This is a genomic window from Methyloceanibacter sp., from assembly GCF_035650995.1.
GTDB lineage: Bacteria > Pseudomonadota > Alphaproteobacteria > Rhizobiales > Methyloligellaceae > Methyloceanibacter.
In genome coordinates this window covers 1-19,533 of record NZ_DASRGO010000178.1, presented here as the reverse complement: position 1 = coordinate 19,533, position 19,533 = coordinate 1, and the positions used below count along the sequence as shown (strand labels likewise).

Annotated in this window: 13 protein-coding genes; 6 read left to right on the top strand and 7 right to left on the bottom strand. The window is 64.8% G+C overall.

Features of this window, described 5'->3' with window-relative positions:
- Positions 1-14: 14 nt before the first annotated feature.
- Entirely contained in the window at positions 15-1,523 is a 1,509-nt protein-coding gene (gene glpD / locus VFB18_RS13065) for a glycerol-3-phosphate dehydrogenase (RefSeq protein WP_324976023.1), read from the bottom strand.
- A 157-nt stretch (positions 1,524-1,680) separates the two neighbouring features.
- On the opposite strand from glpD, the gene VFB18_RS13060 reads away from it, so the two are divergent.
- The gene (locus VFB18_RS13060; RefSeq protein ID WP_324976020.1) at positions 1,681-2,415 is read left to right on the top strand and encodes a methyltransferase domain-containing protein; all 735 of its coding nucleotides are present in this window, start codon (positions 1,681-1,683) and stop codon (positions 2,413-2,415) included.
- Here the strand turns inward: VFB18_RS13060 and VFB18_RS13055 are convergent.
- Positions 2,396-3,514 carry an NAD(P)/FAD-dependent oxidoreductase gene (locus tag VFB18_RS13055; RefSeq protein WP_324976017.1) on the bottom strand — a complete coding sequence of 373 codons (1,119 nt, stop codon included), beginning with the start codon at positions 3,512-3,514 and terminating at the stop codon, positions 2,396-2,398. The genes VFB18_RS13060 and VFB18_RS13055 overlap by 20 nt on opposite strands.
- Positions 3,515-3,566: 52 nt before the next feature.
- On the bottom strand, positions 3,567-4,577 hold the full coding sequence (locus tag VFB18_RS13050; protein WP_324976015.1) for a KpsF/GutQ family sugar-phosphate isomerase: 1,011 nt from the start codon (positions 4,575-4,577) through the stop codon (positions 3,567-3,569).
- A 237-nt stretch (positions 4,578-4,814) separates the two neighbouring features.
- On the opposite strand from VFB18_RS13050, the gene VFB18_RS13045 reads away from it, so the two are divergent.
- Positions 4,815-6,392, top strand: a complete 1,578-nt coding sequence (locus tag VFB18_RS13045; RefSeq protein ID WP_324976012.1) for an outer membrane beta-barrel protein — start codon at positions 4,815-4,817, stop codon at positions 6,390-6,392.
- A 15-nt stretch (positions 6,393-6,407) separates the two neighbouring features.
- On the opposite strand, the gene VFB18_RS13040 is transcribed toward VFB18_RS13045, so the two are convergent.
- Together VFB18_RS13040 and galU are read right to left on the bottom strand one after the other, a co-directional pair.
- Positions 6,408-9,575 (bottom strand): amino acid permease, encoded by a 3,168-nt coding sequence (locus VFB18_RS13040; protein WP_324976009.1) that lies wholly within the window; start codon positions 9,573-9,575, stop codon positions 6,408-6,410.
- A 111-nt stretch (positions 9,576-9,686) separates the two neighbouring features.
- The gene (galU, locus tag VFB18_RS13035; RefSeq protein WP_324976007.1) at positions 9,687-10,559 is read right to left on the bottom strand and encodes a UTP--glucose-1-phosphate uridylyltransferase GalU; all 873 of its coding nucleotides are present in this window, start codon (positions 10,557-10,559) and stop codon (positions 9,687-9,689) included.
- Between the two features lie 122 nt (positions 10,560-10,681).
- Between galU and galE the strand changes: the two genes are divergently transcribed.
- The 4 genes from galE (at position 10,682) to VFB18_RS13015 (ending at position 15,722) form a co-directional block, all read left to right on the top strand.
- On the top strand, positions 10,682-11,677 hold the full coding sequence (gene galE, locus VFB18_RS13030) for a UDP-glucose 4-epimerase GalE (protein ID WP_324976004.1): 996 nt from the start codon (positions 10,682-10,684) through the stop codon (positions 11,675-11,677).
- 89 nt (positions 11,678-11,766) lie between these two features.
- Positions 11,767-13,095, top strand: coding sequence for a lytic murein transglycosylase (locus VFB18_RS13025; RefSeq protein ID WP_324976002.1), 1,329 nt, complete (start codon positions 11,767-11,769; stop codon positions 13,093-13,095).
- Between the two features lie 62 nt (positions 13,096-13,157).
- A complete protein-coding gene (locus VFB18_RS13020; protein ID WP_324975999.1) occupies positions 13,158-14,375 on the top strand; it encodes a lytic murein transglycosylase in 1,218 nt (405 codons plus the stop codon).
- 72 nt (positions 14,376-14,447) lie between these two features.
- Positions 14,448-15,722 (top strand): GDSL-type esterase/lipase family protein, encoded by a 1,275-nt coding sequence (locus VFB18_RS13015; RefSeq protein WP_324975996.1) that lies wholly within the window; start codon positions 14,448-14,450, stop codon positions 15,720-15,722.
- 39 nt (positions 15,723-15,761) lie between these two features.
- On the opposite strand, the gene VFB18_RS13010 is transcribed toward VFB18_RS13015, so the two are convergent.
- Together VFB18_RS13010 and VFB18_RS13005 are read right to left on the bottom strand one after the other, a co-directional pair.
- Positions 15,762-17,180, bottom strand: coding sequence for a glutamate synthase subunit beta (locus tag VFB18_RS13010; RefSeq protein ID WP_324975994.1), 1,419 nt, complete (start codon positions 17,178-17,180; stop codon positions 15,762-15,764).
- Positions 17,181-17,326: 146 nt separating this feature from the next.
- Positions 17,327-19,533: glutamate synthase-related protein (locus VFB18_RS13005; protein WP_324975991.1), on the bottom strand; the 2,207-nt coding region annotated here is incomplete at its 5' end.

The window sequence follows — 19,533 nt, the reverse complement described above, 5'->3', positions numbered from 1 at the left end:
GCTTGGAGCGGGGATTACAAGCCGGAGGCGATGAACCAGCGTTCGACCGCGTCTCGCTCGTCGGCGCGCAGGGTGAGCGCGAGCTTGGTGCGGCGGAGGAGGAAATCCTCAGCGGTCATCGCGTCCTCGGCTTCGACGGCGTGCTCCAGCTCGGCGCGCGTAACGCCGGGGGCGATTTCCCTTGCGGCCGACGGATCGTCTTCCATCCGCGCGAACAGGCCCCGGGCCTGGTCGCCATAGGTGAAGACAAGCCGGCGGCGGGTCGGATAGGCGAGTTTGGCGGGCCCGTGCTCGGCAAGCGACAAGAGCTCGGCGCGGGAGAGGCTGCCGCCGAACAGTGCGGTGCCCTTGTTCCATGGGCCGCCCATCTTGGCGCCCAGGCGCGCGAGCCGGTCGAGAACCTGGCCGGCCATGAGGCGGTGGGTGGTCAGCTTGCCGCCATAGAGCGTGACGAAGCCGCCGCTCCCGTTAGCGATCGAAGAAAGCGCGGCGTTCCGGCTGATGCGGCTTGGACTGACCGCCTCGTCGTCGTGGAGTGCGCGCACGCCTGACCAGGTGAATACGATATCCCGGCTGGTCGCCGCCCGAGAGGGGAGGGAGAAATAGCGATTATAGGCGGCAAGCAGGTATGCCTCCTCCTCGGCCGAGCAGACCGCTTCGGCAGGATCGCCTTCATGCGGCATGTCGGTCGTGCCGACGATGAGGAAATGGCCGTCGAGCCAGGGGATGACGAAGACGATGCGCTCGTCTTCATCCTGCAGCGTATAGGCGTCGGCAAGGGGCGGTTCCGGCATCGGCAGCACGATATGGCTCCCGCGCACGAGCCGCAAAGGACGCGGCGGCGGGGAGCCTGCGGTCATCGCATCGATCCGCGCCACCCACGGCCCGCTCGCATTGACGACGAAACGCGCGATGACGCCGATCTTCGTGCCGCGCTCGTCGAGCTCGACCGCATAGCCGTTCTCGACCGGGGAGATTGCCGTGACAGCCCGGCGGTTCAGGATATCGGCGCCGCGCTTTCGCGCGTCGAGCAGGACGGCGAGCGTGAGCCGCGCATCGTCGGTCTTGGCGTCGTGGTAGTGGAGCACGGCGGCAAGCTCGTCTTGGCGCAGATGCTGGAGAAGCGCAGTTTCACGCTGCGAGAGCCTGCCGCTCGCGGGAAGACCGTCGCCGCGCGATAGGAGGTCGTAAAGAGCGAGCCCGGTCTGAATGAGCCAAGCCTGCCGGTTCTGCCAATCGTAGACCGGCAGGAGGAAGCGCTGGGGCACGACGAGATGGGGCGCAGTCCTCAGCAGTTCCGCGCGCTCGAGCAGCGATTCGCGCACGAGCGCAAGCTCGAGATGCTCGAGATAGCGCAAGCCGCCGTGGATCAGCTTGGAGGAGGCCGAAGAGGTGGCGGAGGCATAGTCGCCCTTCTCGGCGAGCATCACTTTCATCCCGCGGCCGGCCGCGTCGCGGGCGACCGCAGCGCCGTGAATGCCGCCGCCGATGACGAGAAGATCAACGCTTCCTGCTGCCGCCATAACCCCGCCCCTGTAAGGGGCAGGATTATAGTGGACTGAGCCGGAGCGATAGCGGCTTGCGCCGGTTCGAGGCTAGGCCGCGCTCGTACGGCGCGCAATCGCCGCATTCGCGCTATAGGATTGGAGAGTGCGATCTTGGACTTGCGAGCAGCCTCCCATGCACGAGCCTCGCCAGGGGACCGATCTCGACAAGCGACACCGGTCGCCGGAGATCATGGACGCGCCGGATTTGCCGGCCGCACGTCTCATCGAGACGCTGAAAGGTCTCCGCCGCGTCAATACCGTGACGCAGTCGAGCCGGCTGATGTGGCCGGATCTCCTGGCTGCGGCAAGGCGCATTCCCGGCAAGGGGCTGCGCGTGCTCGATGTCGCCTGCGGAGGGGGCGATGTGCTCATGGAGCTGTCGCGCTGGGCGGCAAAGGCCTCGCTTGATGTCGAATTCGCGGGCTGCGATGCGAGTCCCGATGCCGTGGCCTACGCGCGCGATACGGCCGCGAGCAGCGGGGCGCCAATCGAATTCTTCGTGCTCAAGGTCGGACGCGATCCTCTGCCCGAGGGCTACGACATGATCATGAGTACGCTCTTCCTGCATCATCTCGACGAGGACGACGCGATCGCCTTCCTGCGCGAGGCGGCAGCAAAGGCGCACGACCGCCTGGTGATCCAGGACCTGTTGCGGAGCCGGCTCAGTTATTGGTTCGCGCGGCTCGGCACGCGGCTCCTCCTTCTGAACGACATCTGCCGTATCGATGGCCGCAGCTCGGTCGAGGGCGCATTCACCCGCGCCGAGGCAGAAGGACTCGCGAAGGCCGCAGGACTGGAAGATGCCGAAATCGTGCCGCGCTTTCCGTTCCGCTATCTGATCCGCTGGGTCAGGCCTGATAGGCCATGACGTCGGCATAGGACCTGATGCGCGTCGATTGCGCGAGCCAGGTGACAAGCGGCGGCAAGAGCCTTGCCGTGCCGATGGTGAGGCCGTGCAGCCGCCCCGTCTCGAACAGGACGTTGACCATCCCTGCCCAACGGAATTGCGGCGCAAGCCGCGTTATCATGCGGCGCTGATAGGCTTCGGCGCTCTCTCCGGCAAGCACGGCTTGAGCCGCGGCGATGCCCGAGAGGAGCGCGATCGACATGCCGTCGCCGGTGAAGGAGGGTATCACGGCGAGCTGGTCGCCGACCGGGAAGATCGCAGGCGACAGCGCCTCGCGGCGAAGATAGCCGTAAGGAATCGCCGCGACTGCGACCGGCTTCGCCCAGCATGGCTTGGCACCATCGAGAAGCTCGGCGAGAAGCGGCGACTGCCGTGCAAAATATGCGGCCTGGGCCTGCCAGTCGGCGCCGATCCGCTGGAGCAGCGCGTTGTGCATCACCCAGCAGAGCGTCACGATCTCGTCCTCGACGATGATGGCGCCGATATAGCCGCCGTCGAACATCGCGAGCTGGACAATGTCGTCGAGCTGGCGAAGCGCCGCCGCGCTCACGCGAAGCTGAAGCTTGAAGCCGACCATGTCGCTCGGCGCACGCGGGAACTGGCGGAGGTTGTGCTTGCCGCTTGCTAGCCCAATGGCTCTCGCCGTGAGCTTCCGGCCGCCAGCCTTGAGAACAATGGGCGCCTCGCTCCCGTTGATCTCGGTGACGCTGATGCCGCGCCTGATTTCGGCGCCGGCCTCCGCCGCCTTGTCCAGCAACGCCTGATCGAGGCGATAGCGCGAGTAGCCGGCGGCGCGGAAGGGAAGGGGCGCTTCGGCGAGGTTCCCGCCTGCCGCCAGCCTGAACGTGCCCATCGAGCTTGCGCCCATCGTGTGCACGTCGATGCCGAGATAGCTCAGAAGCGTTTGCGCCTCCTCGCTCAGGAACTCGCCGCATACCTTGTGATGGGCCGCGCGCGTGCTCTCGATCACGAGCGCGGGCGCACCGTTGCGGGCAAGCTCGAGCGCAAATGCTGCGCCGGCAAGACCGCCGCCGACAGCGACGAAAGGGGCCTCCTGCATCGCGGGAGGTTCGCGCTTTTCGCGCGAAGGATCAACCGCCCGGCCCGGGGCGCTAAGCGACGCCGGCGCGCAGGAGATCGTGGATGTGGATGATGCCGACCGGGCGGCCGTCCTCGACCACGAACAGCGCGGTGATGCTCGAGGCGTTGATCAATTCGAGGGCCGCGCTTGCGAGCAGGTCCGGGCTAACCGTCTTGGGCGAGGGCGTCATGATCTCGCCGATGCGCCGCGCGAGAAGCCCGTCGCCCATATGGCGGCGGAGGTCGCCGTCGGTGATGATGCCCCTGAGCAGCCCGTCGCCGTCGATCACGCCGAGGCAGCCGAGGGCCTTCTCGGTCATGATCACGATCGCGTCGGCCATGACGCCGTCGGCCGGGGCCAGGGGAAGGCGGTCGCCCTTGTGCATCAAATCGCCGACGAATTTGAGCCGGGCGCCGAGCTGACCGCCCGGATGCAGGGCCTTGAAGTCGCGCGCGGTGAAGCCTTTGCTCTCGAGCAGTGCGATGGCGAGACAGTCGCCAAGCGCAAGCTGCATCACGGTCGAGGTGGTGGGGGCGAGCCCATGCGGGCAGGCTTCCTTGGCTTGCGGCAGCGCGAGCACGAGATCGGAGTTCGTTCCAAGCGTGCTCGCGGCGTTCGAGGTCACTGCGATCAGCGGCACGGCGAAGCGGCGCGAATAGGACACGATATTGCCGAGCTCCACCGTCTCGCCCGACCAGGAGAAGGCGAGGATCACGTCCTGCTTGGTGATCATGCCGAGGTCGCCGTGGCTTGCCTCGCTCGGGTGCACGAAAAAGGCCGGCGTTCCGGTCGAGGAGAGGGTGGCCGCGACCTTCAGGCCGACATGGCCGCTCTTGCCCATGCCGGTGACGACGATGCGGCCATGGCAAGCCCGCATCATGGTGATCGCCTTGTCAAAGCTTTCGCTCAGCGTCCCGCTGAGGCCGGCGCGAAGCGCGGCAAGGCCTTCGGCTTCGAATTGGAGGGTGCGGGTCGCGGATTCGATCGCCGCGCTCGGGCCGTCGCGCTGCACAAAATCCCGCTTGAGGCCGGCCGGCGTCATCGTGCTCCCCCGTTTGCGACTGGCCGAATATTAGCACGGTTTGAGGCCCTGTCAGGGCAGGCCTTCCCGTTTCGGCACGGTACTAAACTACCCGTTAACTCTATTCCCCCTAGGCTTTCCCGAGCAACGGCCGGACGGACGCGGGGGAGAGGCCTTTCCGCGCCCCGGCGCCGATCGAGGTTCGCGTCCTTGCCGGGTCTCCAAAGGATAAGCGCAGCGGGCGCTCTCGCTGTAGCCGTGCTTCTTGCTGGCCCGGTGCCGGCCGAAGCCCAGTATGCGACCGGCCAGCCCATGCGCGGGAGCATCGCGCTTCAGGATCCCGGTCAGGCATCGAGCGCACCGGTCACGCCCGGTACATCCGCCGACACCACGCCCAAAGGTCCGACGCTGCCCGTTGGCGCAATCCCTCCGTTGGAGCGGCTTCCCGGAGAGACGCCGCCGCAGCCTCTCGGCGGCACCGGCGACGCCGCTACCCAGCAACCCGGCGAAGAGGCGGTGGAAGGCCCCCCTACGGATGAATTCGGCGAGGAGATCCAACCTCCTGCGGCGGTGCCCGAGATCGGCATATCGACCGAGCAGGGAGAGGCGACCACGCAGATCCCCGGTACCCAGTATGACTCGGCGCGACATCGCATTCTCGCCCCGCCGCGGCACGATCTCGATCCTTATCTCCCGATCGGCATGAAGCTCGGTACCTTCCTTCTGTTCACCGAGGCGGAGATCGGCACCATCCTCACCGACAACGTGCTCGATACCGATTTCAACGAGCACAAGGACGTCGCCTTCGAGTTCGCTCCCGACGTGCGGCTCGAATCGAACTGGGCGCGCCACTTCTTCATGGCCCAGTTCACCGCCGACCGGAGCTGGTATCACGACTTCTCCGTCGAGGACGACAAGGTGTACCAGGCCCTGCTCAGGGGACGTCTCGACGTGACGCGCCGTACCCATCTCGAGTTGGAAACCGAGAAGTCGCAGACGCAGGTGGGCCGCGACTCCGTCAGCCTCACCGACATCGCCGGCAATCAGACCAATCTGCAGGAACAGCATATTACCGCGGCGGCCGATCACACCTTCAACCGGCTGAACCTGAAGCTGACCGGGACGATCGCCGACTACAATTACGAAAACCCGCCTCCGGTCTTGATTCTCGATCCCGCCGCCAACGCGCTGGTGCCGTTCCAGGATGTGCGCGACTATGTCGAGGACGAGCTGAGGTTCCGAAGCACCTACGAGCTGAGGCCTGATACGGCAGTGTTCTTCGAGGGTTCGGTCAACAATCGCGATTACAAGCAGAACGTCAATTCGGCGGGGTTCCGCCGCGGCTCCTCGGGGACGACGCTGCTCGCCGGCGCCGTGTTCAACTATAAGCGATTGACCGGAGAGATCAGCGCCGGGTGGGGACAACAGCAATCGGTTGATGACCGGTTGTCTCCGGTTGAGGGACCGTTGCTCAACGCCGACCTGATCTGGATGCCGTCGCCAATCAACAAGCTCGAGTTCATCGCGCGCTCGGAGATCGACGACACGTCGCTCACCGATTCGCTCGGCGCCATCGACCATTATTTCGAGCTGTCGTTCCAGCACGCCTTCTGGCGCTATCTCGTGCTCGGCACTTACGTCTCGTACGAAATCGCCGACTATGTGGACGATCCATTGGTCGACCAGCGCATCAAGACAGGAGCTACGGCCGAGTATTACTTCAACCCGTACGCCTCGGTCTATGCGCGCTACGAGTACACGGACTTCTTCTCGACCAGCCAGACGAGCGACTTCATCGAGAACAATTTGCGGCTCGGCTTCAAAATCCGTCACTAGGGCTTTGGCTTCCGTTCAACCCACCATGGCGCGCTGTGTCACAGCGCCCGAGGTCAAATCGGCATAATTTTCGATCGGTCGCGGATAGCCGACGAGATAGCCCTGAATCTCACGGCACCCTTCGCGCCTCAAGAATAGGCGCTCGCCTTCGGTCTCGACGCCCTCGGCGATGACGGGCACGTTTAGCGCCTTGCCCAGCCCGATCACCGCGCGCACGATCGCCTCGGCCTGGACATTGTGGTCGACGCCGGTGACGAAGGTGCGATCGATCTTGATCTTGTCGAAGGGGAACGACTGGAGCGAGGAGAGCGAGGCATAGCCCGTGCCGAAATCGTCCATGGCGATCTTGACGCCGAGCAGCTTGAGGCGGCGCAGGATGGACAGCGCGCGCTGGGGATCGCCGATGAGAACACCTTCCGTGATCTCGAGCTCGAGCCGCCCCGGCGCAAGCCCCGTCTCGAGCAGGATCGAGTGGATCAGGCTTGCCAAGTCGCCGTGTCGGAATTGCGCGGGCGAGAGATTGATGCCGATCTGCAGCGGCGCGGGCCAGGCGGCGGCCTCACGGCACGCCCCACGCAGGGCCCACTCGCCGATTTCGCCGATCATGCCGCTTTGCTCGGCGAGCGGGATGAAGGTGGTGGGCGGCACGAAGCCGTGCTTGGGATGGTGCCAGCGAAGCAGCGCCTCGAAGCCGAATACCTCGCCGTCGATCGTGGCTTGCGGCTGGTAGTGCAGCATCAGCTCGCCATGGGTGATGGCCGAGCGCAAATCGTGCTGGAGCGCGTAACGCTCGCGGAGACTCTTGTCCATCTCCGGATCGAAGAACCGCACCGTTTGCCGGCCCTCGATCTTGGCCCGGTATAGGGCAGCATCGGCATTGGCGAGCAGGGTCAGTGTGTCGGTACCGTCGCTCGGATATATCGCCGCACCGATGCTGAGCCCGATGGGGATTTTCTGCTCCCGGACATCGAACTCGTCCTCGACCGCCTTGAGCACTCGGTCGGCGAGCTGTGCAGCGGTTTGCGGCTGGTCTCCACCCGTCGACAGGATAATGAACTCGTCGCCGCCGACGCGCGCGATGAATTCTTGGCCGACAGCTTGCTCGAGCCGGCGCGCGATGGCGCAAAGGAGCTCATCGCCAATGACGTGACCGAACACGTCGTTGGCCTCCTTGAAATGGTCGAGATCGACGCTGAGCACGGCGAAGCTATCGTGGGTGAATCGTCCCCGCTCTAGGACGCGCGCGAGCTGCTGGCTCAGGGCGGGGCGGTTCGCCAAGTTGGTCAGAGCGTCGTGATGGGCGAGGAAGGCGATCTGCTCGTGACGCGCCAGAAGCTCGGCGCGCGCGATCTGCATCTTGTTGCGGGCCTCGCCGAGGCTGAGTGCGGCTTTGCGCACCTCCTCCTGAAGGATATTGAAAGTCTCGGCCATTTCGCCGAGTTCGTCGCGCGAATTCGGCTTGACCGGCACGATGTTGACCGAAGCGTGCGCGGCGTCGAGATCGCCGCGGCCGAGCGCCGCCATGGCGCTGGTGAATTGCTGCAGCGTTCCGGCGGTAAGCCGCTTGGCAGCTTTGCTCACCTCGGTTGCCGAGTAGGTGATCATGCCGGGAAGGACGAGGCCGACGCTGATGGTGAGCAAGGCCACCGCGGTGAAAATATCGGCGAGCACAGAGACGAGCTCGGGATGGTGCTCGGCCGAAATCGTGTGGATGGCGACGAGGTAGGCGATGCCGTCAAGAATGAGCACCAGCACCATAGCTCCGGTCAGCTTGACGTGGAGCGTCGGCGCGACTGCCGGAAGACCTTCGGCAATGCGGTCCTCAATGACTCGCCATGCATAAAGCGCCGCGCCTGAATAAGCGAGGGCAAGGCCGAACACGACGGTCGGAAGACCAAATTGCTGGAACCCGAGAATGGCCGATAGCAGCCAGACTGCGGCGGCTGCGACGCCGAGTACGATGGTCCCGCGTGGCGCGCGGTAGGGCCTCGCCGCATCGGGCATGTCGCGCCTGAGTAGCCATGCAGCGATGTTCGGCATGCAGATACCAATGAGATAGGTGAAATTGGCGGCAGCGATCATCCACACCGGATCGCCGGCGATCAGGAACACGATGGCAGAGCCCGCGGTCAGGGTCGTCGCAGCCCACGGACAGTCGGTGCGCTGGTAGCGAAGCGACAGGAAGCGGGGCAGCAGTCCATCGTCGGCCATCTGGGACAGCGTGCGGGCCGCGCCCGCAAGAGGCTGAAGCGTGCCGTGGAACATGTTCAGCATGATGAACCAGACGGCGGCCGCCTTGCCGAAGCTTCCGAGCAAGGGAGCAAAGGTCGGACCGAGCACGGTCGCAAGGTCCTGGCCTAAAGGCCCGGGACCAAGTACTCCGAGCCACACGACCGGCAACACGATGAAATACACGCCGGCCATCGCGGCGGACGCCAACATGGCGCGAGGGACGTTGCGGTTTTCGTCCTTGGTCTCGCCGACATGGCAGGCTGCGGCCTCGAAGGCAGGAGCTGCGAAGCCAATCAAATAGAGCCCGGCCATCACCGAGGTCAGCTCGCCGAAGAAACCTTCGAACGGAGTCGTCAAGTGATAGTCGAAGGCCTGGTGCCAATCGACAGCACCGGCAAGCATCGGCGCGAAAGCGGAGACAAAGGCGAGCGAAGCGGAGGCGGTGGCGATCGGCATGGCGAGCCGCGCCACCCATTTGATTCCGCAGAGATTCACGAAGCTGAATAGGCAGACGATCGCGATGGCGACCGCTTCTACCGGTAGACTTGGCGCGTACCACTGTTGGATGGCCGAAGCAGAGAGCAGCGCCGTCAGGCCGCAGGTCGGCACCCAGCCCCACCAATAGCAGGTGCCGGTCAGGGCCGAGAGAACGGGGTTATAAGGCCTGAACGCTTCGGCGCAGGCGGCCGAGATGCCGCCGACGCGATTCGGCCACATGAGCACGAGCTCGGTCCACGCAGGGGCCGCCGCCCAGCCGAGAAGGACGCCGAAGGCGAGAAGCGGAACGGCGGCGCTGCCCTGACCGAGAATCGCTCCCTGACCGACGAACAGCGCAGTGATCAGGAAGATCATCTGGTTGCTGCCGCCCATGGCGAGCGCAGTGGTGCCGAACCAGCCGAGCACCCTCGGATGGGGGGGCGTGACGTGCAGCTCAACCGACGTCGAACTCAACCGGAACCAACTCCTCCTGCCCCGCAGAAGACAACCTCCGCGAGCGGAGCACAACGTCACCACAAAATGGTTACCAAGTGGGTTCCCGCGCGATGGTTAAAATTCGATTGTTTAGATCAGCTTCCTGATTTCTTCCTTGAAGGCGTCGGCGAGATCAGGCCGGGCCAGCGCGTAGGCGACGTTGGCGGTGAGAAAGCCGATCTTGGAACCGCAGTCGAACGTCTTGCCTTCGTATTTCAGAGCATAGAAGGGCTGGCGCTGCAAAAGCGCAATCATTGCGTCGGTGATCTGAATCTCGCCGCCCGCTCCCTTCTCTTGCGCCGACAGAATATCGAAGATCTCAGGCTGGAGGATGTAGCGGCCGAGAATGGTGAGATTGGAGGGCTCGGTGCCCGGCTTCGGCTTCTCGACCATGCCGTCGACAGGAAACACGCGCCCGTCGCCTTTACCGATCGATACCACGCCGTAAAGCTTGACCTGATCCTGAGGCACGGGCTCAACGGCGATGATGTTGCCGCCATGCTCGGCATAAACGTCGAGCATCTGGGCGAGACAGCCCTTGCCTTTCGTCTGCACCAAGACATCGGGGAGGAGGAGCGCGAACGGCTCATTGCCGACGAGCTCGCGCGCGCACCATACGGCATGACCGAGGCCGAGTGGCTCCTGCTGGCGGGTGAAGCTGGTCGAGCCTGGCCCGGGCAGGTCCTCATCGAGAAGCTTGAGCTCAGTAGTCTTGCCGCGCGCGGCGAGAACCTGCTCGAGTTCGAATTGCCGGTCGAAATGATCTTCGATGACCCCCTTGTTTCGCCCGGTGACGAAGATGAAGTGCTCGATGCCTGCTTCCTTCGCTTCGTCCACGACATGCTGGATCAGCGGCCGATCGACGACCGTCAGCATTTCCTTCGGCATGGCTTTGGTGGCGGGGAGAAAGCGGGTGCCAAGCCCCGCGACGGGGAACACAGCCTTGCGCACGCGATGCGCCATTTGCAGTCCTCGTTAACGTTAAGATGAAGCAGGGGTCAGGGGGGATCAAGCGGCAAAGCTACAAGTAACCTGTTTCCGATAGGTAGCGGGGAAATGCAACGGCCGTGCCGCAGGTTCCGTAAATGAGTGTGCTCGTCACAGGTGGGGCTGGCTTCATCGGCAGCCATATGGTGCTCGAGCTGCTCGATGCCGGCGAAGACGTTCTCGTTCTCGACAATCTTTCGACCGGGTTCCGTTGGGCGGTTCCGGCGGAAGCGAAATTCGTCGAAGGCGACGTCGGCGACCACAACCTGGTGCGCCGGCTGCTCCGTCACAACACAATCGACGCCATCATCCATTTTGCCGGCTCGATCGTCGTGCCAGACTCGGTCGTCGATCCGCTCGGTTATTATCTCAACAACACCTGCAAGTCGCGCACGCTGATCGCTGCTGCGGTTGAGTCCAAGGTCCCCCATTTCATCTTCTCCTCGACCGCGGCGGTCTACGGCATCGCCGAGGTCGATCCGGTCACCGAGAACGTCGATCTCAGGCCGATCTCGCCTTACGGCAGCTCGAAGCTTATGACCGAGATCATGCTGCGCGACACGGCGAATGCCTATCCACTCCGCTACGTCGCCCTGCGCTATTTCAATGTCTCGGGTGCCGACCCCAAGGGCCGCAGCGGCCAGTCGACGCCGAAGGCCACGCATCTGATCAAGGTGGCTTCGCAGGCCGCACTTGGCGAGCGCCCCTTTCTCGAGGTGTTCGGCACCGACTACGCGACGCCCGACGGCACCTGCATCCGCGACTACATCCACGTCACCGATCTCGTCAGAGCCCATCTCGAGGCGCTGCGCTATCTCAGGGCCGGCGGCAAGAGCGAGGTGCTGAACTGCGGCTATGGCGAGGGCTTCTCGGTGCTCGATGTGATCTCAGCGGTGAAGCGCGTGGCAAAAACGGACTTCCCGGTGAAAATTTGCGGCCGACGCGCGGGCGATCCCGCCTCGCTGGTCGCCGGCGCGAACCGCATCCACGAGGTTCTCGGCTGGGAGCCGAGGCTCAACGACCTCGATACGATCGTGGGCCATTCGCTTGCCTGGGAACGGCGTCTCAGGGACGGCCGCCGCGCCGCCTCCTAGACGTCCCTCATTTTGCCTTTGCGGCGCCTTAAGCGAGCCCCACAATCGGGCCGCTGGACGGCTTCAGTAAAGCTCGCTTAGGGGTGCCCATGTCTTTGCCGAGACGCGCATTGATCCTGCTCGTCCTGATGCTCGCCTCGCCGCTCCTATCCTTGGGGGCAGCCCGAGCACAGGATGAGGTTGCGGTTTATAAGGCCGCCGTCGAGGCGAGCTTCGCCAAATGGCTCCAGGCGCTGTGGCCGGATGCCGAAGCGATGGGCATCAGCCGTGCGGTGTTCGACGCCAACGTCAAGGGCCTGAAGCTCGTCTGGGCGTTGCCGCATCTCGTCTATCCTGACCCGGCGGCTCCGGGCGGCCCGCCTCTGCCGAAGGTGCTCGCCGATCAGATGAAGCCGAGCCGGCAGCCCGAGTTCGAGCCCCCGGCCGGCTATTTCAATGCCGGCACGCTGAACGCGCTCGCGGCAAGCGGGCGGAGCCGCATGGCGCAGCTCGCGCCGCAACTCGCAGCGATGCAGAAGGAATACAGCGTGCCGGCCTCGATCGTCGTCGCGATCTGGGGTCGCGAGACCGGCTTCGGCAAGGTCGACATGCCGTTCGACGCGCTCTCGGCCATCGCTACGCAAGGCTTCATGGGGCGACGCCCTGACGAGTTCCGCAACGAGCTCCTCGTCGCGCTCAAGATTTTGCAGGAGCAGCATGCGACGCGTGCCATGATGAAGAGCTCGTGGGCGGGCGCCATGGGCTACACCCAGTTCCTGCCATCGGACTTCGACAAATACGGCGTCGATTTCGACGGCGACGGCAAGCGCGACATCTGGGGCACGGTCGTGGACGCGCTCGCCTCGACGGCCAACTCCCTGCACAGCCAGGGCTGGAACGGCACGGAGACGTGGGGCTACGAGGTCAAGCTGCCCGACAAGTTCGACTGCACGCTGCAGGGGCCCGACAAGGCGCTGCCGATCGCGGAGTGGGTCAAGCTCGGCGTGGCGCGGGTCAAGGACCGCCCATTCCCGCAAGAGCGCCTGAACGATCAGGCCTTCCTCGTGCTGCCGGCAGGGCTCAAGGGTCCCGCCTTCCTCGCCACCAATAATTTCTCGGTGCTGAAGCTCTATAACAACTCCGACGTCTATGCGATTTTCGTTGGTCACGTCGCCGATATGATCTCCCAGAACGCGCCGGCCGAATTCGTCGGCACGTGGCAGCCGGTCGAAAGCTTCCCGCGCGACCGTATCCAGCGTTTCCAGGAGGTGCTGGTGGCGCAAGGCTACGACGTGGGCAAGGTGGACGGTCTTGCCGGGTTCAAGACGCGACGCACCATCGGCGTGGAAGAAAAGAAGCGGGGCCTGCCCTTGAGCTGCTATCCGTCGAGCGCGCTCGTCAATGCGGTGCTGAAGGAAGCGAGTGCCGCGGCCAATTGACGCCGCATTTTGTCCTATCGACTTGCCTAGGTTTTGCCGGGGGTGGTTGCTAGATTTCGACCATGCGAATCATGCCGAATACCAAGTCATTGATCCTGCTCGTGGGTTTCGCGGCGTGCGGATTCTTTGCCGATCGAGGCGGGGTCTCGGCCGCTGACAAGAACCAGGCTTGTGTCGAGACCTTATGGCCGGCCGCCAAGGCTTCCGGTATCACGCGGGAGACCTTCGACCGCGCGTTTCAAGGCTTCACGCCAGACCCGGAAGTGGTCGAGATGGCGAATTACCAGCCTGAATATGTGAAGCCGATCGGCGAATATATCGACCGCGTGGTCTCCGATAAGCGCATCGAAACCGGCAAGCAGAAGCTGATCGAAAACAAAGCGCTGCTCGATCAGCTCGAGGCCAAATACGGAGTCGACCGGCATATCCTCGTCGCCATCTGGGGCGTGGAATCGAACTTCGGCACGCAGCCCGGCGACAAGAACATCATCCGCTCGCTCGGGACGCTCTACTGCACTGGGACCAAGGCCAAGTTCGCCAAGCCGCAGATCGTCACCGCGCTGAAGATCCTCCAGCACGGCGACATCAATCTCGAGGGCATGAACGGCTCGTGGGCCGGCGCCATGGGCCACACCCAATTCATTCCCACCACCTATATTCGCTTTGCGGTCGACCAGGACGGCGACGGCAAGCGCGACATCTGGGACAACGTCCCCGACGCGCTCGGCTCGACGGCAAGCTATCTCAGGGTGTCGAAATGGCAGCCGGGGCAGACCTGGGGCTATGAGGTCAGCGTGCCGAAGGGCGTCGATCCCAAGAAGGTCAACCCGAGCACGATGAAGACGCTTGGCGATTGGCAAAAGCTCGGTTTCGTGCGGGTGAACGGCGAGGCTTTCCCGCGCCCGAACGACAAGGCCACCTTGTTCTCGCCAGAGGGGGCGAGGGGGCCGTCGTTCCTCGTGCTGAATAATTTCCGTGCCATCCTGCACTACAACACGGCGACCTCCTATGCGCTCGCGGTCGGTCATCTTGCCGATCGTCTGAGAGGCGACGGACCGTTCGTCCATCCGTGGCCGACCGACGAGACCCACCTCAATCTCGAGCAGCGCACACAGCTGCAGCAGCTCCTCATCGCGAAAGGACTGCTGACCGGCGATGCCGACGGCGTGATCGGGCCAGCGACGCTCGAAGCGGTGAAGTCCTACCAGCGCTCAAAGGGCCTTCCCGTCGACGGCTTTCCGACGCAGACCATCCTGAAGGACTTGCAAGCAGGGGGTTAGACCTGTTGAATCGCTCTGAATGGGGAAGCGCCCGAGGGAAACCCAATGTTCGGTAACGCGTCGCGCCGCAGTGTGAGAATTCAGGCCCTGCTTGCCGCGAGCTATGCGGCCTTGGCCGTCCTGCTCGGCGCCCTCGCCGCAGGGTCCGCCGCCGCCCAGCAAGGCACGCCGCCCGTGCAGCGGAGCTATATCAATCCGTTCCCCACCGGCGACCGTTATCGCGTGCTCGTGATCGGCGATTCCCTCGGCGAGGGCCTGTGGACCGGGCTCTACCGCAACTTCGAAGAGGACAACACCATCGAGTTCGTGAAGCACACGCGTCCGAACGGCGGATTGCTGTCGAGCACGTGGGAGTCCGACCTCGCCGACGCGCTCAAGGACGGGACCTATCAGATCGCCGTGGTCATGTACGGCGCCAACGACGATCAGTCGATGAAGGTCAACGGCGAGTGGGTCAAGGTCGGAAGCGACGCCTGGCGGCAAGCCTATGGCGAGCGCGTCGAAGCGGTGATCAAGAAACTGCGCGCGGCTAATCTCGCCGTTTATTGGGTCGGACTGCCCATCATGCGCAGCCCCACGCAGAGCGCCGATGCCCAGGCCATGAACGAGGTCTATCGCGAGAAGGCCTTCATCAACGGCGCAAAATATATCGATATCTGGAACGGGTTCATGGACGAGGGCGGAAGGTTCAGCGCCTACGGCCCCGATATGACCGGCCAGGCGAAGCGACTCAGGGCCGACGACGGCGTGCTTTTCACCATGCGCGGCAACGTCAAGCTCGCGGGCTACGTGGAGAAGGAGCTCAGGCGCGACCTGGCCGTCGCCAAGCAGGAGCGCAATATTCCGCTCGCCGGAAGCGTCGAGGAGCAGGCCAAGGTCACGGGCCACGATCTCGGCCCCGCGCCATCGCCGGAAACCGCGGGCGCCGCCGCCGATGACGCCGCTCCGGCCGAGCCGGCTCAGCCAGCGCAAGCCCCGGCTCCAGCCGAGGCGCAGGCTGCCGCGCAAGGGCAGGGGTCGGCCGAGCCGCCCGCACCCAGTCAGGGCCAGGCTGGCGATGTGAATGTGGTCAGGCCGGAGATGGATCGGGCGCTACAGACGGCGGCACAGACGCTTGCGACACCGGGCGCGGCTGCGGCCACGCCGGATACCGAGATGATCACGAGCGAACTCGGCGACGGGCTGACGGCGGTCGCCACGCTGTCGTCGGTGACCGATATCTCGCTCGCCTCGTCAAAGCCGAGGCTCCCGCTCTCGCAGCGGCCCTATTACCGCGTGCTGATCAAGGGCGAGCAGCTCAAGCCCAAAGCAGGCAGGGCCGACGATTTCGCCTGGCCGCACAGCTAGAACGCTTCATCCCCTGGCCGCAGCCTTTGCGGGCTGGATCTAGCGCGGCAGCGTCGTCTTACCCATCAGGAACTTGTCGATGGCGTGCGCCGCCTGGCGCCCCTCGCGGATCGCCCACACCACGAGCGACTGGCCGCGGCGCATGTCGCCCGCGGCGAACACCTTGGGCCGGGAGGTGCGGTAGTCGAGGTCGTTCGCCTTCACATTGCCGCGGGCGTCGAGCTCGAGCTTGAGGTCCTTGACCATGCCTTCGTGCACGGGATGAAGGAAGCCCATGGCGAGGAGGACAAGGTCGGCCGGAATCTGAAATTCCGTGCCGGAGATCGGCTTCATCTGGGCGTCGAGGCGGATACATTCGAGCGCCGACACCTGGCCATCATTCGCAATGAACTTGGTGGTGGCGACGGCAAAGTCGCGCGCGGCGCCCTCCGCCTGGCTCGATGATGTCCGGAACTTGAGCGGCCAGTTCGGCCAGGTCAGCGCCTTGTTCTCCTTCTCGGGCGGCTGCGGCAGGATTTCGAGCTGGGTGACCGAGACCGCGCCCTGGCGGAAGGACGTACCGATGCAGTCTGAACCCGTGTCGCCGCCGCCGATCACCACCACCTTCTTGCCGTTCGCGAGGATCGGTTCGACGTCACCGAGAGGCTCGCCGGAGACGCGGCGGTTCTGCTGCGGAAGGAAGTTCATGGCGAAGTGCACGCCACGAAGCTCGCGGCCGGGGACCGGGAGATCGCGCGGCTGCTCGGCGCCGCCGGCGAGCAGCACCGCGTCATAGTCGCGCTCGAGCTGCGCGACGCGAAGATCGCGGCCGACATGCGCGTTGCAATGGAAGGTGACGCCTTCGGCCTCCATTTGCTTCACCCGCCGCTCGACGATGTATTTCTCCATCTTGAAGTCGGGGATGCCGTAGCGGAGCAGTCCGCCGGGACGGGCGTGCTTCTCATAGACATGAACGTCGTGGCCGGCGCGGGCGAGCTGCTGCGCGGCGGCGAGGCCCGCCGGCCCGGAGCCCACGATGGCCACGCGCTTGCCGGTCCTGGTCTCGGGCGGCTGCGGCTGCACCCAGCCTTCGGCAAAGGCCTTGTCGGCGATCGCGCATTCGATCGACTTGATGGTGACCGGCTCGTCGATGATGTTCAGCGTGCAGGCGGCCTCGCAAGGCGCTGGGCAGACGCGCCCCGTCACCTCGGGGAAGTTGTTGGTCGAGTGGAGGTTCTCGGCCGCCACCTGCCAGTCGGAGTGATAGACGAGATCGTTCCAGTCGGGGATCTGGTTGTTCACCGGGCACCCGGTGTGGCAGTAGGGGATGCCGCAATCCATGCAGCGCGCGGCTTGGCGCGTGATGTCGCCCTCGCTCGGAGCGATCACGAATTCGCGCCAATGGCGGATGCGATCGGCGGCCGGCTCGTAATGCCGGTCCTCCCGCTCGATCTCGAGGAAGCCTGTTATCTTGCCCATTAAACCCATGCTCGTTCGCCCGGGGCTCCTATGCCCAAGGAGTAGTCGCCGTCTTTCGGCTCGGTCAAGCGCGCCGCGCTGTCGCGCAGCGAGACTATCACCTGGGCGCCGTCTATCCAGGGCATCTTGGTCCTCGGTCTGACGATCTATCTGCCGTTGCCGCCGTTGCCACGGAGCCCGATCTCGATCTCGCCGAGACGGGTCTTGTCGGCGACCTGCGCCTTGGCCATCTCCTCGAGCGCGCGGCGATACTCGACCGGCATCACCTTGACGAATTTGGGCAGGTACTCGGCCCAATTGTCGAGGATGAGCTTGGCGCGCGCAGAGCCCGTATAGTGCAGGTGGTTTTCGATCAGCTGGAACAGGCGCTCCTCGTCGAAGCGGCTCATGTCGGTGATATCGACGAGGCCATGGCTCTCGAGATCGCCGGTCTGGTGACGCTGCCGCTCCATCACGCGGTTCTCGCTCGGCACCGGCTCGAGCTCGACCATGGCGAGGTTGCAGCGGCGCTCGAAATCGCCGCTCTCGTCGAGAACGTAGGCGATGCCGCCCGACATGCCGGCGGCGAAGTTGCGCCCCGTAGGTCCGATCACCACCACCACGCCACCCGTCATGTACTCGCAGCCATGGTCGCCGGTGCCTTCGACGACGGCGATGGCGCCCGAGTTGCGCACGGCGAAGCGCTCGCCGGCGATGCCGCGGAAATAGCATTCGCCGGAGATGGCGCCGTACAGCACGGTGTTGCCGATGACGATCGACTTCTCCGGCACGATGGCCGAGTCCTCAGGCGGACGGACGATGATGCGGCCGCCCGACAGGCCCTTGCCGACATAGTCGTTGCCCTCGCCGACGAGGTCGAGCGTCACGCCGTGCGCGAGGAAAGCGCCGAAGCTCTGTCCGGCCGAGCCATTGAAGCGCACCCAGATGGTGTCGTCGGGCAGGCCGGCATGGCCGTAGCGCTTGGCGATCTCCCCGGAGAGCATGGCTCCCGTGGTGCGGTTCACGTTCCTGATCTTGAGGTCGAGCTTGACCGGCTTTTTCTCCTCGAGCGCGGGCCGGCACAGCTCGATGAGCGTGCGATCGAGCACCTTGTCGAGCTGGTGGTCCTGCCGCTCGGAATTGTAGATCGCCACGTCCTTGGGCACCTCGGGCTTGTGGAAGAGGCGGGTGAAGTCGAGCCCCTTCGCCTTCCAATGGTTGATCGCCTGGCTCTTATCGAGCACCTCGGTCTTGCCGATCATCTCGGAGAAGGTGCGGAAGCCGAGCGCCGCCATGTATTCGCGCACCTCCTCGGCCACGAAGAAGAAATAGTTGATTACGTGCTCGGGCTTGCCCTGGAAGCGCGCGCGCAGCACCGGGTCCTGGGTGGCGACGCCGACCGGGCAGGTGTTGAGGTGGCACTTGCGCATATAGATGCAGCCCGCGGCGATGAGCGGCGCCGTGGCGAAGCCGAACTCATCGGCGCCGAGCAGAGCGCCGACCACGACGTCGCGACCGGTGCGGATGCCGCCGTCGACCTGCACGGCGATGCGGCCGCGCAAACGGTTCAGCACCAGCGTCTGCTGCGTCTCGGCAAGGCCGATCTCCCAGGGGGAGCCGGCGTGCTTGATCGAGGTGAGCGGGGAGGCACCCGTGCCGCCCTCGAATCCAGCGATGGTGACGTGGTCGGCGCGCGCCTTCGACACGCCGGCCGCGACCGTTCCGACGCCGACTTCGCTCACCAGCTTCACGCTCACGTCGGCCTCCGGGTTCACGTTCTTCAGATCGTAGATGAGCTGCGCCAGGTCCTCGATCGAATAGATGTCGTGATGCGGCGGCGGCGAGATCAGGCCGACGCCCGGCGTCGAGTGCCGCACCTTGGCGATGACGGCGTCGACCTTGTGACCGGGAAGCTGACCGCCCTCGCCGGGCTTGGCGCCTTGCGCCATCTTGATCTGCATCATGTCGGCATTGACGAGATATTCGGCCGTCACGCCGAAGCGGCCCGAAGCGACCTGCTTGATCTTCGAGCGCATCGAGTCGCCGTTGGGAAGCGGTTTGTAGCGGTCGGACTCCTCGCCGCCTTCGCCAGTATTCGACTTGCCGCCGATGCGGTTCATGGCGATGGCGAGCGTGGTATGCGCCTCGCGGCTGATCGAGCCGAAGGACATGGCCCCGGTCGAGAAACGCTTGACGATCTCCTTGGCCGGCTCGACCTCCTCGATCGGAATGGGCGTGCGCCCGATCTCCTCGGCGCTTTTGATGCGGAACATGCCGCGCAAGGTGTAAAGCTGCTCGTTCTGCTCGTTGATCGCCTTGGCGAAGGACCGGTACTTCTCCGGAAGCTGGCCGCGCACGGCATGCTGCAGATCAA

Coding starts and splice junctions, on each gene's coding strand:
- VFB18_RS13050 (WP_324976015.1), bottom strand. CDS start 4,577: ATGACGCCGGCCGGCCTCAAGCGGGATTTTGTGCAGCGCGACGGCCCG.
- VFB18_RS13025 (WP_324976002.1), top strand. CDS start 11,767: ATGTCTTTGCCGAGACGCGCATTGATCCTGCTCGTCCTGATGCTCGCC.
- VFB18_RS13020 (WP_324975999.1), top strand. CDS start 13,158: ATGCGAATCATGCCGAATACCAAGTCATTGATCCTGCTCGTGGGTTTC.
- galE (WP_324976004.1), top strand. CDS start 10,682: ATGAGTGTGCTCGTCACAGGTGGGGCTGGCTTCATCGGCAGCCATATG.
- VFB18_RS13010 (WP_324975994.1), bottom strand. CDS start 17,180: ATGGGCAAGATAACAGGCTTCCTCGAGATCGAGCGGGAGGACCGGCAT.
- VFB18_RS13055 (WP_324976017.1), bottom strand. CDS start 3,514: ATGCAGGAGGCCCCTTTCGTCGCTGTCGGCGGCGGTCTTGCCGGCGCA.
- VFB18_RS13060 (WP_324976020.1), top strand. CDS start 1,681: ATGCACGAGCCTCGCCAGGGGACCGATCTCGACAAGCGACACCGGTCG.
- glpD (WP_324976023.1), bottom strand. CDS start 1,523: ATGGCGGCAGCAGGAAGCGTTGATCTTCTCGTCATCGGCGGCGGCATT.
- galU (WP_324976007.1), bottom strand. CDS start 10,559: ATGGCGCATCGCGTGCGCAAGGCTGTGTTCCCCGTCGCGGGGCTTGGC.